The 15,651-nt window shown below is 44.0% G+C and carries 11 protein-coding genes; 9 read left to right on the top strand and 2 right to left on the bottom strand.

Going from position 1 to position 15,651, the window contains the following annotated elements; all coding sequences use genetic code 11:
- Positions 1 to 63 precede the first annotated feature (63 nt).
- The gene (locus HGH47_RS03590) at positions 64 to 1,956 is read right to left on the bottom strand and encodes a hypothetical protein (RefSeq protein ID WP_212565573.1); all 1,893 of its coding nucleotides are present in this window, start codon (positions 1,954 to 1,956) and stop codon (positions 64 to 66) included.
- Between the two features lie 109 nt (positions 1,957 to 2,065).
- Here HGH47_RS03590 and HGH47_RS03585 point away from each other — a divergent pair, with 109 nt between their 5' ends.
- From HGH47_RS03585 to HGH47_RS03575, 3 genes are all read left to right on the top strand, one after another.
- Positions 2,066 to 3,619 carry a hemolysin family protein gene (locus tag HGH47_RS03585; RefSeq protein ID WP_432910431.1) on the top strand — a complete coding sequence of 518 codons (1,554 nt, stop codon included), beginning with the start codon at positions 2,066 to 2,068 and terminating at the stop codon, positions 3,617 to 3,619.
- Entirely contained in the window at positions 3,616 to 4,878 is a 1,263-nt protein-coding gene (locus tag HGH47_RS03580; RefSeq protein WP_212565571.1) for a hemolysin family protein, read from the top strand. The genes HGH47_RS03585 and HGH47_RS03580 overlap by 4 nt, the downstream gene beginning before the upstream one ends.
- Positions 4,879 to 5,122: 244 nt before the next feature.
- Entirely contained in the window at positions 5,123 to 6,337 is a 1,215-nt protein-coding gene (locus HGH47_RS03575) for a galactokinase (protein WP_212565570.1), read from the top strand.
- 164 nt (positions 6,338 to 6,501) lie between these two features.
- Here the strand turns inward: HGH47_RS03575 and HGH47_RS03570 are convergent, their stop codons facing one another.
- The gene (locus HGH47_RS03570; RefSeq protein WP_212565569.1) at positions 6,502 to 7,086 is read right to left on the bottom strand and encodes a DUF4194 domain-containing protein; all 585 of its coding nucleotides are present in this window, start codon (positions 7,084 to 7,086) and stop codon (positions 6,502 to 6,504) included.
- A gap of 189 nt (positions 7,087 to 7,275) precedes the next feature.
- Between HGH47_RS03570 and HGH47_RS03565 the strand changes: the two genes are divergently transcribed.
- The 6 genes from HGH47_RS03565 to HGH47_RS03540 all read left to right on the top strand — a co-directional run bounded on the left by HGH47_RS03565 (position 7,276) and on the right by HGH47_RS03540 (position 15,631).
- The gene (locus HGH47_RS03565) at positions 7,276 to 7,602 is read left to right on the top strand and encodes a nucleotidyltransferase family protein (protein WP_212565568.1); all 327 of its coding nucleotides are present in this window, start codon (positions 7,276 to 7,278) and stop codon (positions 7,600 to 7,602) included.
- The gene (locus tag HGH47_RS03560; RefSeq protein ID WP_432910426.1) at positions 7,586 to 7,999 is read left to right on the top strand and encodes a HEPN domain-containing protein; all 414 of its coding nucleotides are present in this window, start codon (positions 7,586 to 7,588) and stop codon (positions 7,997 to 7,999) included. The genes HGH47_RS03565 and HGH47_RS03560 overlap by 17 nt, the downstream gene beginning before the upstream one ends.
- Before the next feature lie 7 nt (positions 8,000 to 8,006).
- Positions 8,007 to 8,993 carry a Fic family protein gene (locus HGH47_RS03555; protein WP_212565566.1) on the top strand — a complete coding sequence of 329 codons (987 nt, stop codon included), beginning with the start codon at positions 8,007 to 8,009 and terminating at the stop codon, positions 8,991 to 8,993.
- Positions 8,994 to 9,209: 216 nt separating this feature from the next.
- Complete coding sequence (locus HGH47_RS03550) at positions 9,210 to 12,614, top strand: ATP-binding protein (RefSeq protein ID WP_212565565.1); 3,405 nt, start codon at positions 9,210 to 9,212, stop codon at positions 12,612 to 12,614.
- Between the two features lie 217 nt (positions 12,615 to 12,831).
- A complete protein-coding gene (locus HGH47_RS03545) occupies positions 12,832 to 14,106 on the top strand; it encodes a Wadjet anti-phage system protein JetD domain-containing protein (RefSeq protein WP_212565564.1) in 1,275 nt (424 codons plus the stop codon).
- The gene (locus tag HGH47_RS03540; RefSeq protein WP_212565563.1) at positions 14,093 to 15,631 is read left to right on the top strand and encodes a DUF3375 family protein; all 1,539 of its coding nucleotides are present in this window, start codon (positions 14,093 to 14,095) and stop codon (positions 15,629 to 15,631) included. The genes HGH47_RS03545 and HGH47_RS03540 overlap by 14 nt, the downstream gene beginning before the upstream one ends.
- Positions 15,632 to 15,651 lie beyond the last annotated feature (20 nt).

The following is a 15,651-nucleotide window of genomic DNA, read 5'->3' as shown; positions in this document are numbered from 1 at the left end:
CAGTTTTTTTCTGTTTAGGTAACTTCGACTTCTGAACCCGGCATCAGCGTTATACATTTCTTATTACACAGAATGCAGCACAAGCCATAATATATAATATTCCGTATAAAGTCTTAATGCACTTTTATTTTTTACTTTTGCCAAACCGGGCGTACTGACAATTGCATCCGCCAGATTACGAATACGGTCTGATGTCAGTTTAGCAAAGGACTGCGTTCTATGCGCTATCTTAACCTGATCTCTGATAAAAGAGTTTACATCCTCGGTATTTTGCTTTCTAATTACCGGATCGATAATCGTATTCCATAGATCGAGCTGCTCAATAATACAATCCTGTATGCTTTTATTTGCAGGAATAAACTCGGCCTGTAATTCGCTCGCAATTTCCCGTGGTGAAATTTTTTTATTAGTAGTTCCCGGTTGCTGCGGCATAGTTTCGGTCTTGGAATTTTCTGTTCGAGCGGTGCGGCGATCCTTCTTTGGACGCATAAAGAAAGCAATAATAGAAGATATGATAGGAATCGTATACCAGAAAGGCAACAGAATTTTTGCATCCGTTAAAAGTTCTTGCCTATTCATCATAAATAAGTCGATATAGGACAATAACCGGTCACGGGAAAATATTCTCCGAATTTCCGCAGCTTGATGTTCCGTAATACGTTTATCGGCTGAGAGCATTGGAATAAACGGTGCTCCCAGTAAGGCATACAAGACCGGCACGTATTCAGCACAGAGGGTCTTTAATAATTGGTTAAATGCCGAATCGGTGTGCATTGCCTCGGATTGTTCAAACCGTATCAGCTGTTGATACCATTTCTTTAAACAAACATCCCGCAATTTTTTTCGGTTATCGTTTACCAGCGAGATAATTAATGGTACCGTCTTATCCAACATGATGTAATACCGCTCCCCATCAGGAGTTTTGAAACTGAGAAGATCGGGTAAATTAGCATCTCCATCCGAACCGGTTTTTTCCTGTATATATTCCTCAAGATCACTTTGACTATATTGCCCGAGCAACGGTACTCCACGGGAATCTTTAAAATTAACAATGGCAGCCTTATTAAAATAATATGGAGGTTTCTGAAGTGCCAAATCGAGATTCTTTAGGGCAGTTTCTCGTTGAAGCGACTGCTGCGTCTTATTCCGATAATAGTTATTCAGATATTCGATAATAAAGATAGCCTGCAAAATGGTGATTTCATCGCTCATTTTTTCGGTTTTCTTCGAAAATTCTTGTTTTACAACGGAACAAAGATAGCTCCAGTACAAATATACATCACCCGATTTTTTTAATGTGTACATTGCTTCGGACGAGTGGGCCTGAATCGTAAGGATAAACTTTCTAATTGAATACTCTTTTCCGGGGTTTGCCGTTATCAATTTTTTTTGAATAAAATCTCGTAATTCATCCTTCTGAAAGAAGAACCGTAATTTTGCGATTGCAAGATCCAGCATTTGATCGGTAGAAAAATTTCCCGGGAAAATAAGCGGAGGGGTGTCGTCAGGAAACATAAGCTGATACAGAAAGGTATCGTTTTCCGGTTCCGGCTGCAACTCGGTAAAATCGGTATTGATTCTAATATAACGGAGAAAACGCTTGGAAAAATTCTGCGGTATTGCGCTGGCAAGCGGAAAAGGTAATTCAGGTTTTTCACGAATCATCTCGTATTGACGTGTCACCTTATCGAGAAAATAGAATGGGACAAAGACAACTTTACCTTTCCGTTTGTCGTCGATAAGCTCTACTTTCCCTTCCGATTCAAGAGCTTCCAGCTCCGTTAACAATCTTGTTTCCGATATATCAATGAAAGAAGCAACATCAGGCTTTTCGGCTATGTTTCTTTGAGCATACTTTCGTAAATAATCGGTTAATTCGCTAATCCCAACAAATGGACTATTAAAGCGCAGAGCATAAGTGCGCAAAATATCCGGGAGTCTTACACTAACAGCCATTTGTTTCTTATTATTGCATACTTTTCCTAATTGAACAAGAGGACGGGTAAAGTATGCACATATAAAAATTGACATTTTTAATAATTCCTTTTAATATACTCTATCGAATATGGATACTGGAGAACCCCCGCATATAATCTTACTGCTCGTCAGTTTGTTGGCGCTGTTTTTGCTGTCGATGTTTTTTTCGTCGGCGGAAACGGCGTTCCTGTCTTTGAATAAGCTCAAGCTGCGGTTTTTACGTGAACGGAACAACCGTGCGGCGGCGCGGGCGGAAAAAATTCTACAAAATAAACAAAAATTTTTATCGACGATTTTAATCGGAAATAGTATTGTCAACATCGCTATTTCCGTAGTGCTGACTGCTGCTGCGCTGCGGATATTCGGGGATTCCGGACTGGGGATTGCGGTCGCCGCCGGTACGGTGCTGCTGCTGATCTTCGGCGAAATTTTGCCTAAGTCGATTGCGTTGGTGTACCCCGATGCCTTGAGCCTTGCCTTTGCCCGATTTATTCTATTATTGATGGCGATCCTTTCACCGGCAGTTACGCTTTTTTCCGCAGTTACCGGTGTACTACTGCGGCTTTGCGGTATCCGTGAAGCGCAAAATACGGCAACCGTTACCGAGGCCGATTTACGCGAGTTTTTTCAGGCACGGGAAGAAAGCGGCTTTATTGGCAGTGATGAACGCACCGTGCTGACGAATATCCTGCGTTACGGCGACTTTTCCGTTCGCAGCGTGATGACGCCGCGGCGCGACATTGCGGCAATTCACATCGGAGCATCTGCGGAAGAAATTATAGAGCTATCAAAAAAATCCCGATTTTCGCGCTTTCCGGTATACAGTACGAATATCGATGAAATACAAGGTTTCTTCTATATTAAAGACTTTCTCTTTTCCCCTGAGTACTTAGACGGAAGCGCTGCCTTTCAGGTAAGGGCCTATCTGCGTAAGCCGCTTTTTGTGTTTGAAACAACGAAGCTCGCTCAAGTGGAAAAAAAGTTCCATACCGAGCAGCAGACAATGGCGATTGTACTTGACGAGTACGGCGGCACTGCAGGATTGATAACCGTCGAGGATGTCAGCGAAGAAATATTCGGCAGTATTCTTGACGAATATGATGTACGGACAGGCGTGAACTCTCATACCACTGCGGCAGATATAAACATACACGATGATACGGCCGAAACGGCAGCGGCAGCGCAGGCTGTATCCGATAACGCATCAACAGCTTTACCGGCGGTAAGCAAATCCGAGCAGGCAGCGGCTATAGCGGTAACTGAAGCCGGCGCACCATCGGCGGCAAATGAATTCGGAGATATATCAAATTCCGTACCGGTAAGCTCATCCTCAACCGCACCGGTACAGGCAGGAGCCGATGGTATAGGCGGCGATAATACAGTGACTGCCCGTAATGAAGCGGAAGCGCCATCGACCTTCACCATCGCAGGCGTTACACGGCTCGCCGATTTAAACGAGAAACTGAACCTCACCCTTGAATCACAGTATAGCGATACCATCGGCGGCTATATTATGGAGAAAGCAGGGGAAATTCCGGCGGCCGGTTATTCAATCAGTATTGAACCATATCTTTTTACCGTAACAAAGGTTGAAGCAAACCGTATTGAGCAAGTTGAAGTGCGGATGCAGGCGGAAGAATGAAGCTCGTTATAATCAGTGTTGAAATAATTATCCTACTTGCCTGCGCAGCCTTTTTTTCCGGTACGGAAACGGCGGTAACCGCTATTACGCGATCGGAATACCGCAGCCTCAAAAAAAGTTCCCGTAAGAGCGCACAGCGGTTGGCTCGGCTGGTGGAGATGAAAGAAAAAATCGTTACGACCGCGCTTATCGGCACCAATTTTGTCAACACGTTGAACTCGGGGCTTATTACCGCCTTTACCCTCAATGTGTTCGGTGCGCAAGCGGTTCCCGCAGCGACTGCGATTATTACCGTGCTCATCATCATCCTTGCCGAAATTTTCCCCAAAGCGCTGGCAACCGAACGGGCGGAATCGATCGGCAAGAAAGCCTCGCTGCCGTTGTATGTGTGCTACACACTGCTCCGCCCCATTGTGGCGGTATTTTCGCTGCTGACAAAAGCGGTGCTCAGGCTGTGTAATGCCCGCCCGAAAACAACGCCGGATACGCTTCAAGAAAAAGACCTCCAACTGCTCGTGCATATCGGGCAAGAAGACGGCGCCCTCGCCGCCGGAGAAGAAGCACTGTTGCGCAAAGCCGTTTTGCTGCAGGATGTAAAACTCCGCAATATTATGACGCCGCGTACGGCGATTACTTACGTTGATTCCGCCGCGACTTTTCCGCAAGTCATTGAACAGTTCCGCCGCAGCCGTTTTTCCCGATTGCCTGTCTACAATGCCGAAACAAAAACCGTTACCGGTATTATCCATTATAAGACGCTGCTGTTTGCTTTGCAGGAGCGGCGGGAGCCGAACATTGAGACTTTGCAGCGTCCTGCAATTTTTGTTCCCGAGGGAGCTTCCATCTTTTCTATTATCAAAGCGATGAATGCCAAGATGCAAAATATCGCAATCGTCATCAATGAACACGGCGGCGTAGCGGGGCTCATTACGATGGATGATATCATTGCCGCAGTGTTCAGTACGGTGCAGGATGAGTACGGTAAGGCGCGGAACGATCCGATGCGTTCGGTACGCTTTATCAATACATCGCAGCTTGTTCTCCCCGGTGCGTTAAAGCTGGAAGATTGCAACGAATTACTGCACACCGATTTTCACTCCGATTATTATGACACACTCGGCGGTTTTCTACTTGAAAAATGGGGATATTTACCGCATACTAAAGAGAGAATCACTTGCGGGCGGATAACGTTTACCGTTACTCATATTATCAATAGACGAATCGATACCGTCATCGCAGATCTTTCATCGGTACTGTAAGCGGCTGCTTATAAGACATCCGCCTCAAAATGCCGAAAATAAGAGTAACGATGCAAAAAGCATCAGCTGCCGGAAGTCTATTTTAAAAGACGGGTAATCGCAGCAGACAGATAAATCAGAATCGCCAAATAAATAAGGCGTGGCAACCATTTGAACCGCAGGTTCAACTCTGGTTGAACAGCCTTATTTAGTTGGCGGGAATACTTCAAAAATGTCTGCTGCGATTACCCAAGAGAGGATCACCATGACACAGCATGACTTTATACAGTTTTTAACCGATTTGCCGGAAGAACAGATGAAGGCGGAATTGACAAAGGCTTTTACCGAGCGGTACGGAGCAGGTACGGAAGAAATCATGATGATTGCCTCCCCTGCCCGTATCAATATTATCGGGGAGCATATCGACTATAACGGGGGGAAGGTGTTTCCTGCGGCGATCAATCGGTACCTCTATGTGCTGCTGCGCAAGAGAGCCGATACAACGATTATCTATGATGATATACGGTTTCCGGGTGCACTTGAATTTTCCTCTACGGAAACTTTCCGGTACCGGAGAGAAAATCAATATGCGAACTATCTGAACGGTATGCTCGCGATGCTGCAAAAAGGCGGATACAAACTGACAAGCGGTTTTGAGGTACTGTTTTTTAGCAAATTGCCGGCAGGCGGCGGTATTTCTTCGTCGGCTGCGCTGGAAGTCGGATTCGGACGGGCAGTCGCCGAATTGTTCGGCTTTAAGGTTGATGCGGTAGAACTTGCTAAAATGGGGCAGGAGTCTGAGCATGTTTTTATGAATATGCAGTGCGGAATTATGGATCAGTTCAGTATTGCAATGGGTAAAAAAGAATGTGCGATGCTGCTTGATACGGCAACGCTTGAGTATGAATATGTACCGCTTGTTCTGGGTGATTATCGTATTGTTGTGATGAACTCCAATAAGCAACGTGCGCTTGTGGACTCAAAGTATAATGAACGCTGCGCCGAATGTATGGAAGGTCTTGCTCTTTTACAAAAGATTAAGACCGTTTACAATCTCTGTGACTTGACCTCTGCTGATTTGACTGCGGTTGAGGCGGCAATAGCCGATGAGCGTATCTTTAAACGGGTGCGCCATTGTATTACGGAAAACGAACGGGTCCTTGCTGCGGTCGCGGCTCTAAAAGCCGGTAACTTGCCGAAACTCGGTGAACTGCTCAAGGCATCCCATGACTCGTTACGGCGCGACTATGAAGTAACCGGTCTTGAACTTGATACGCTTGCCGATGCCGCTAATGCTGAACCGTGTTGCTTAGGTGCGCGGATGACCGGTGCGGGATTCGGCGGTTGTGCCATTGCCTTAGTGCAAAAAGATGCCATTGCGGAATTTACCACCCGTGTCGGCAACGCCTATACCGAAAAGACAGGCTTGACGGCTTCCTTTTTTGCCTGTGAGGCAGGAGACGGCGCACGGCGGGTTTAAAGGTCTGCGTATCCTATTTCTGAAAGATTAACTGGGTAGCTCTAAAAATCTAACCGAGCTGTTAGAGCTGCCCAACTATTAAAACTCACGAAAAAAGCAAACCGGCTGTAGGAAGAATTTTTTGGTCTATGGGCAGGGGCGGAAAATATTGGGTTAGCCGGTTTCTAAAGCTTTTGCAGCCGCTCTTTAAATTCCGCTAAAAAATCGACACTGACTTTTGCCCGTATTATTCTGCGGACTTCATACGCAGGGTCAATATCTGCATCACCTGTTTTGCTGAGGTCTTTTTCGCTCAAGTTTTTAAGAAAGCCTATATCGACAGCTTGATTTAAATACCTATTTAATTCTTTATAGAGTTTTGTTTGATCGGTTTTTTCTTTAAAATAGATGGAAAGCATTCCACGGATTTCACTCGCTTTAAGTACTAAAATTGAAGATGTATTTTGAGAAACATCGAACTGCTCCAAGGCCTCCCTCAACAGTACACACAGCAATGATAACTCAAATGACAGCGGATAATGCCGGATAAGCTTAACAGATTTAGAATCCCCTTCTTCGCTCTCTTTTTGCTCTAAAAATGCGTAGCCGTCGGCCGGTTCAATAAAGAGGCTGATACCGATTTGGTCAAAATATGCGGCAATTTCACGCTGGTATTGCTGCAAGAGCTTCCATGCCTCAGGTTCCTCATTTTCGTAAATAGCCCCTTGTAACAATTTTATACAGACTGCCGCCCACTGTGCCGTCATCATTCAGCCTCCTATGACTGCTCCTTTTTTAACGGTCAGTATATCCTATTTCTGAAAGATTGACTATTAAAAACCCACAACAAAAGAACGGGACATAATAGTATACAGTAGCAGCTTTTGAACTGAAGCAGAACAAAACATTAAAAGCGCAAGGTAGCGGAATCGTCAAAAATTTGGTATAATAACATACTAATGATAACTGAAGAGATCCGGCAAATAGCCGAAAAAATTAGAGAAGCGCTTGACCCGGAACGGATTTATTTGTTCGGCTCCTACGCACGCAATCAAGAAACCGAAACGAGCGACTATGATTTTTATGTTGTGGTAGATGAACGGGAAGAAAGCGAAACACCGTTACTTTTATGCGATAAAGCTTATTTTGCAATTTTTGATATTCAGGCAAAGCCGTGCGATGTTATCGTAAATTATAAAGAGCATTTTGAAAAACGAAAGCTCTATCCGACGCTGGAAAAAACGGTTGCAAAAGAGGGGGTAGTGTTATATGAAAAAGGAGCTTGAAGGTACAATAAAAGAATGGCTGCGCTTTGTTGAAATGGATCAAAATACGGCGCACCATCTTTTTGAAACCATGCATCCAAAGCCTCTGGAAATTATTTGTTTCCATTGTCAGCAAGCTGCTGAAAAAGCAATTAAAGCTTTATTTGTATTAAAGGAAATTGAAATCGTTAAAATCCACGATTTGGGAATGTTGATTAAAATGATACAAACGGAGATAGTGTTTCCTGATACGATAAAAATTTCCGCCATCAGTTTAACAAAATATGCGGCAACTTTTCGGTACCCGCAATCTCCCGACTTTGACGAAGCACTTACAAGAAAAGCGCTCGCTGATATGGAAACCGTTATAACATGGTGCAAAGAACAAATTGTATTAGCCGGTTATGAGATAGAATAAGACACCGATGCAATACGAACCACCATTTAAGATTACGTCAAAAGCGATAAACCTGATTTCCGAAATATCCGAAAAAATCGGAGAGATACAGCATTTTGAAAATACCGAGCACAGTGTGCAGTTAAGGAAAAAGAACCGCATTCAAACGATTCATTCTTCGCTGGCGATTGAAAATAATTCATTAACTATCGAACAGATTACCGCAATTATTGAGGGAAAACGAGTACTCGGTTCTCCGAATGAGATACAAGAAGTAAAAAACGCCGTGCAAGCGTATGAACTGCTTTTAACGCTCAATCCATATAAAGAACAAGATTTACTGCATGCACACCGCTTGATGATGCATGAGCTGGTGAACCGCAGCGGTAAGTATAGAAGAGACGGGGTTAGCATTTTTGACGGCAAAAATGTCGTTCACGTAGCGCCCCCTGCCGACCGGGTTCCGTTTTTGATGGGCGATTTATTCCAATGGCTGAAAGATACCGACGCGCATCCGCTCATTAAGAGCAGTGTATTTCATTATGAGTTTGAATTTATCCATCCTTTTGAAGACGGTAACGGCCGAATGGGACGATTATGGCAAACTGTAATCTTGAAAGACTGGAAACCTTTTTTTGCATGGCTGCCTATTGAAACCTTGATCAAAGAGCACCAAAATGACTATTATCAAGCCTTAGGATTAAGCGATGCCAATTCCGATAGTACGGCGTTCATTGAGTTTATGCTGTCGGTGATTTTAGATACTATTGAAGCTATCCTTAAAACTGAATCAAAGATTACTGTAAAGATTACTCAAAAGATTACTGTAAATCAGCAAAAAATCATACAGGCAATAAAGGATAATCCCTACATCACACAAGAAGAGCTTGCAGCAGTTGTCGGCATTGCCCGGTTGAATATTATTAAGAACATGAAAAAACTGCAAGAACAACATATTATCACCCGTGTCGGCGCTGACAAAAACGGCTACTGGCATATTGAAGAGAATAACTAAGGATAATAATAGGGTAATAGTTAATGTTTACGGAACGGCCTATTTTTTTTCAAAACAAGCAAGGTAAACACATCAGCCACCCAGACCACATATCGCAAAATAAGAGGTTGGAACACCATTTGAGCCGCAAAGCGGCGAAACTCTGGTGGTACAGCCTCTCATTTTGCGGGAATATACTCCAAAATGGCTGATGCGTTTACCTTAGGAGAACGGCTAATGCAATTCGATTTATTAAAAACCGAAGATATTGATAAGAACGGTGTGTATCTTGATTTTTTTCAAGTGTACAACTGGGGCGTTTTTGATTCCAAGGTGTATACGATGCGGTGTGGAAAGAAGGCGACGCTGTTGACCGGCTTAAACGGTTCCGGGAAGACGACGCTGGTGGATGCTTTTTTGTCGCTTATCGTGCCGCCGCGGCAGCGTTTTTATAACCAATCCGCCGGAGCGGAGAGTAAACGGGAACGCGATGAAATCAGCTATGTACTAGGTACATACGGGAGCAAACGCGAGGAAGAATTTACCTCCGGCACCGCGAAGAATTTACGCACAAAAGAAAACTGTATTTCTATTTTGCTCGGCTGCTTTGTGTTGGGAGATGATCAGGGGCCGATAACGCTTATGCAGGTGCGCTTCTTTTCCGGCGGCGGAGCCTTGCAAAAAATCTATTCGATAACGCATACGCGGCTTTCAATTGAAGAGATACAAAAAGCAGGGATTGATTTTACACCGCAGAGCAATTGGAAAAAACGCATGACCGAAGTATTCGGAACCAAATTTTACGTCGATAATTTTGCCCCGTATGCAGAAGCATTCTCTCAGCTTGCAGGCTTGCGTTCGGATCGGGCGCTCTATCTTTTTTCCCAAACGGTTGGACTGAAAGGAGTCGGCAACTTAAATGACTTTATTAGAACCTATATGTTTGAAGGCCGCGATACCGAACGCGATTTTGATGATTTGGTAAAGCATTACGAAGAGCTTTCTCAGATATACAACGAGATAGAAAAAGCGCAAGAACAGCTGAGGCTGCTGCAGGAAATTTTAGATGCCGGAAAAATATTTGAAGACTGCGAGCAAAAGAACAGAACATTAAAACAGTTCAAAATGATTTTACAGCTGTGGTATATACAAACAGTCCTAAATACGATTACAAAACGAATAGTTGTTTTGCAGCAAGAAAAGTTGCTTGCTGATAATAAAAGAAATATGCTTGAAGCTGAAATAAAACAGCTTGATGCCGATATGGATTCGCTCAAAGCAGTTATTCAAAAAAACAGCACGGCAATTCTGATCAAAGAAATTGAGCATAAGATTCAATTCAATGAATTACGGTTGCAGACATGCCGGAATAATGTGCGGGACTATGAACAGTGCGCCCGTGTTTTATCTTTGGAAATTCCGCAAACGGAAAAGAAATTTAATGCGAATGCAGCATTGCTACCGAAATTGAAAGAAAAACTCAGTAAAGAAAAAGATGACCTTTACGAATCAAGCCTTGAACGGAATACGCAAAATCAAGCATATAAAAAAGAACAGCAAATGATAATCGAAGAATTGGCATCACTCAATAAACGGACGACAAATATCCCTGCGCATAATATCGATATACGGGATCAAATATGCGCACATATCGGCTGCTCGGAAAAAGAACTGGTGTTTGCCGGAGAGCTATTGCAGGTTGCAAAAGAAGAAAGCCGATGGGAAGCTGCGATAGAAAAACTGCTGCATAACTTTGCGTTATGTCTGCTGGTGCCTCCTCACCTCTATACAAAAGTGAATACGTATGCGGCAACACATAATTTACGGGGACGGCTCGTCTATCTTAAAACCGATACCAAACCGCAGCTGAAAAAGAACATACCCGAAAAAAATTCACTTATTGCGAAATTGGAAATACAGCGGAAGCATGAACTTTCCGATTGGCTTGAAGCATATTTGCATGATACGTTCGATTATATCTGTACGGATGATACGGAAGCATTTAGTAGGGCGGCCAAGGCGCTTACCTCAACAGGTTTAATTAAGGCAAAAATACGTCACGAAAAAGACGATCGTCCGCAGCATTCGGGACGGCAAACCTTTGTACTCGGATGGGATAATATTCAAAAGCGGCAGGAACTTTCGTTCAGCTTGAAAAAACTGCAAAACGAAATTGCGAAAAACGATACCGCGCTGGAAGACAGCAAGAAAAAACAAGATGATATAACCGGTCAGCTTGCTATCTTGAGCAGTTTGGAAAAGATGCAATTCTGGGATGATCTTGATGTGCAAAAATATTCGGCTGCATTGAATGCGTCTCTTGAAGAAAAGGAAGCTATTCTCCGCGGAGACAAAGAATTGCGGCAGCTTGAAAATAAATTGCAAAGTTTGCAAATTGAAAAGCAAACAAAAGAAGAAGCGCGTACCGGTGCTATTACAGCAGCCTCAAAAGCGGAACAGCAGCTGACGGATATCCGCATCAAACAGGAACGATTTACCGCTCAGCTGCATCAGTATGCCGATAGAGAAAGTGAAGAAATGCAAAGAGCGCTCGCTATTTTTACAGAGCATTTCAGTGTACAAAAAACTTTTGAACAGCCTGAAGCCGTTGATACCGAACGGGATCGGATTGAATCGGCATTGAATAAAGAGAGCGAACAGGCGGAAACAGCTGTCAGAAATGCGGAGCGGAAAGTCCGCGAAAAAATGTCCGCAGTGAAAAACCCTAAGCCGGATATAAAGCGGAAGTTTCCGTCATGGGAGGCCGATGTACGGGACTTCCAAGCGGAAGTATCGGGGCTTGCAGACTTTCAAGCCTTTTACGATCGAGTGAATCGCGATGATTTACCTTCGTGCCGGAAAAAATTTAAGCTTATTTTTAATGAGCACGTAAAAAACGATATTACCAATTTTAAGACCATACTTGATACCGGACGTCAGCAGATTATTGTCGGAATAGAGGAATTGAATAAAAGCTTAAAAACAATTCCCTACAGCAAAAATCCTCCGACGTATATCAAGCTGGAAAACCGCAAAACAACCGATCAGTCCATAAAAGATTTTCAGGCTCTGTTGTTAGCTGCATTGCCTGACTCCGCCTCCATTTTTAACCGCACATCCGGTTCGGAATTTGAAGAGTATAAAAAAATTGAAACGCTGATTGCCTACTTAAAAGAAAATGATCCGCGCCGTAAAAAAGTGCTGGACGTGCGCCAGTGGTTTAATTTTGCCGCTATTGAATATTATCTCAACGATAATACGCAAAAACAATATTACGAAGATTCTGCAAGTTTGTCGGGCGGAGAAAAATCAAAATTAACCTATACGATTTTAGCATCGGCAATTGCATTTCAATTCGGCATTACCGGTGGAGAGGGATATTCGTTACGGCTGGTGATCATCGATGAGGTATTCAGCAAAATCGATATGGATAATTCGTGCTATGCAATGGAGCTGTTTAAAGAGATCGGACTCCAGATGATTCTTGTAACACCGATGGATAAAATCAACATCGTAGAAGATTATATCGCATCGGTTCACATTACCGAAAAGCATAACGATAATACCTCGCGCCTACTGAATATCACGATTGACCGATATCAAAAAGAAAAGGAAAGAGTAACTACAAGCGGTATATTGTAAGGGGTATTATTTTCACGGTATGAGGTAAATGCATCAGATAGTATTGCTGATACGTTTGTGATGATACTTGCATTAAATAGAATCACCGCCTTTGAAAATAGACGGTGTAGATACAAGGAGATAGCTGAAAATAAAGCGGAGGCGTATCTTTGATACGTTGAGCATTTATTTTCAGCGTATGACGCAGTAGATGCGCCGTATATTTTCAAAGGACAGTATGATAAGTGTTGAAGCGATCAGAAAAAAAGCCGAGCATAAATTTCTCAGTTATTTGCATTCCGTACTTAACGGAGACAGCGCTTTTTTTCCGCTGCATATTCCGGCCGCACGAGGTTCCGCAACGGATGATTTTGCGATGCGGAAAACGGAAGCGGAAAAGCTGTACCGCCATTCAAAGCAGGCAAAGGGATTCGGCTACACAGTGGTGAGCGCCGCCGTTAAAACTCGCAGCAAGGGCATGCAGACCGTTATCGAAAAAATACTATTCGAAACCGAAGCTGATTTTTTGCGCTTTATTCAAAAGGAAACGGAAGCCTGCAATTTCAAAGCAAATCTTGAACGTATTAAAACGCAATGCCTCAAGCTCGATGCCGCTGATATTTGGTATGACTGGACGGCCAAGCATAGCTCCGTTTTAACCGAGTCCTTTGACGCACAGTATTGGGAGCAGCTTTTTTTGTGTGCGGATTGGTTTATACATCACAGCCCGTGCGGATTATACCTGCGCGAAATTCCGCTTCCGGTGCACACCAAATTTATCGAACAAAACCGCGCGCTGATTTTCTCACTCTATTGCGCGTTAAAGAAAAGCGGTACTGCGGAACCGGTTTTGACTGAAGCGATTCTTCCGGAACCGGTTTTTGACGAACCGAAAAATACCGCGGCAGCCGTATATGCCGAATGGGGAGTCCACACTGCGCCGCCGTTTGTCCGCTTCCGTTTACTGGATGATGCAATCGGTGTAACTATTGCGGGAGAAATGCTCCAAAGCGGCGAGGTGCAGATACCGCTTGAATCGTTTGCGGCGATTCGCTTTGATTCCGTCGATACTGTTTTTGTTGTTGAAAATCTGCTGGTGTATTTGACATTTCCCGCCGTTCCTAACAGCATTTGTATTTTCGGGTCGGGATTTGCCGCCGTGCAATTACAGCGCAATAAACATTTACGGCAAAAGAAGCTCTATTACTTCGGCGATATAGACGAACACGGATTTGAAATCCTGTCGGAATTCCGCGCAGTCTTTCCAGGCGTTATTTCGTTTTGCATGGACAGCACAACATACCAAACATTTTCACAGTTTGCCGTTCCCGGAAAATCCTCTAAGCGAGATAGCGCCGATCTACACCTCACCGCCGAAGAATTAGCGCTTTTCCGTTATTTACGGGAACACCCTGAGTGCAGCAGACTTGAGCAAGAACGGATCCCGCAGGATTTTATCAAAGAAGGACTCTCATCGCTTATAACGATAAGGAATGATTATGCAAAGCTCTGACAGTGCATATATAGCAACCTTAATTGCGGAAGATTCGGGATTGCGGCTTTTACGTTCAAAGAATCCCGCACCGGTTATTTCGTTTCTTTTTAAAATATTCAGAGAGCGGAATCTGCAAACCGTCAATGCCGATCGGTTTGAAACGCTGCTGGCGGATTTTTTGCGGTCGCAGGAATTTTCCGGTTTTGACAATAGCAGTATCGACGATTGGTATGGCGGAGAAACAGCAGAAATACAAAACAGCGAAGAGTTCAAACTTGCAATGCAAAGCATCGAGGCGCGCGCTCATTTTTTAGCAAATAAATGGTGTTCGGAAAAGGCCGGTTATATCAAAAAATACTATAATGAGCGGCAGGATGTGATTATCGAACTGAGCGCGGGAGTGGAACGGCTGTTTACCTGGCTTGATACGATGGATTCAAAAACGTTTATCGGTACCGAATCCCGCTTTCAAGATATTCTGCATAAGCTCAGAGAGCTTTCGGAAAACACTACGCACGATCCTCAAACACAAATTGCAGAACTTGAAAAACAGAAAGAAGCATTGCAGCAACGTATAGATGCAATTAAAACAACCGGAGAGGCGGAAGTGTATACGCCGGTGCAAATGGTCGAACGGTTACGTGAAGTTTCAAAAGCGGCACGCGAACTCTTATCGGATTTCCGGCAGGTAGAAGAAAATTTTAAAAGCATTCTTGCTGATGTATACAAAAAACAGTCGGTGAGCGAAACAAAAGGCGCGGTGCTTGGCTACGCCCTTGATGCCAATTTGGAAATGAAGGAAACTCCGCAGGGGCAAACCTTCGATTCTTTTTGGGACTTTCTTGCAGCCGATGCCGGTAAAAACGAGATCAATCACTTAACCCGGACGATTATCGCACAGGTAACCGAGCATGGCATTGCATGGGAGGATTCTTTCCTGCTGCACCTCAAGCAATATCTGCATGAAGCGGGGCGGAAGATTATCGACACCAACCATTCGCTGACGCACCGGCTCAACCGTGTGCTGCTTTCGCGTGACTGCGGTGATCACAAGCAGCTGACCGAACTTATTGCTTTTATCAAGACGAAAGCCTTTGAACTAGCCGAGCGTGATATTGTTTTTCCGAAAGAGTTTGGTATTCAAACAAAAGCGGTACTGCATTTCCCGCAGGCACGGACGCTTATCCTTCCGCCGCTTAACCAAAGCTTTGAACCGATCGTATCATTCACCGAGCAAGAGTCGGCAGCGCTGCTGCAGCGAAGCGGTATTTTTAATCAATTTTATATTGATGAAGCCTTGCTCAAAAAACATATTGAACAGTATCGCAGTCAATTTCTCCATGGCGCCCTTCAATTTTCGCTGCACGATTTGAGCGAAAAATTCCCGATAGAAAAAGGTCTTTCCGAAGTCGCCGCCTATTTTGCCCTTGCGCCGAAACTCAAACCCGCCGCCGTTATCCTTGATGATGCAACCGAGCGGATTACATACACATACAACGGCCAGTCCGTAGCGCTGACAGTGCCTAAGATTATATTCGGGTAGCAATAATGGGTAATGAGGCA

The organism is Treponema sp. OMZ 805 (assembly GCF_050937395.1).
Lineage (GTDB): Bacteria > Spirochaetota > Spirochaetia > Treponematales > Treponemataceae > Treponema.
Note: the sequence above shows the minus strand (reverse complement) of the source record. Positions and strands in the feature narration are given on the sequence as shown.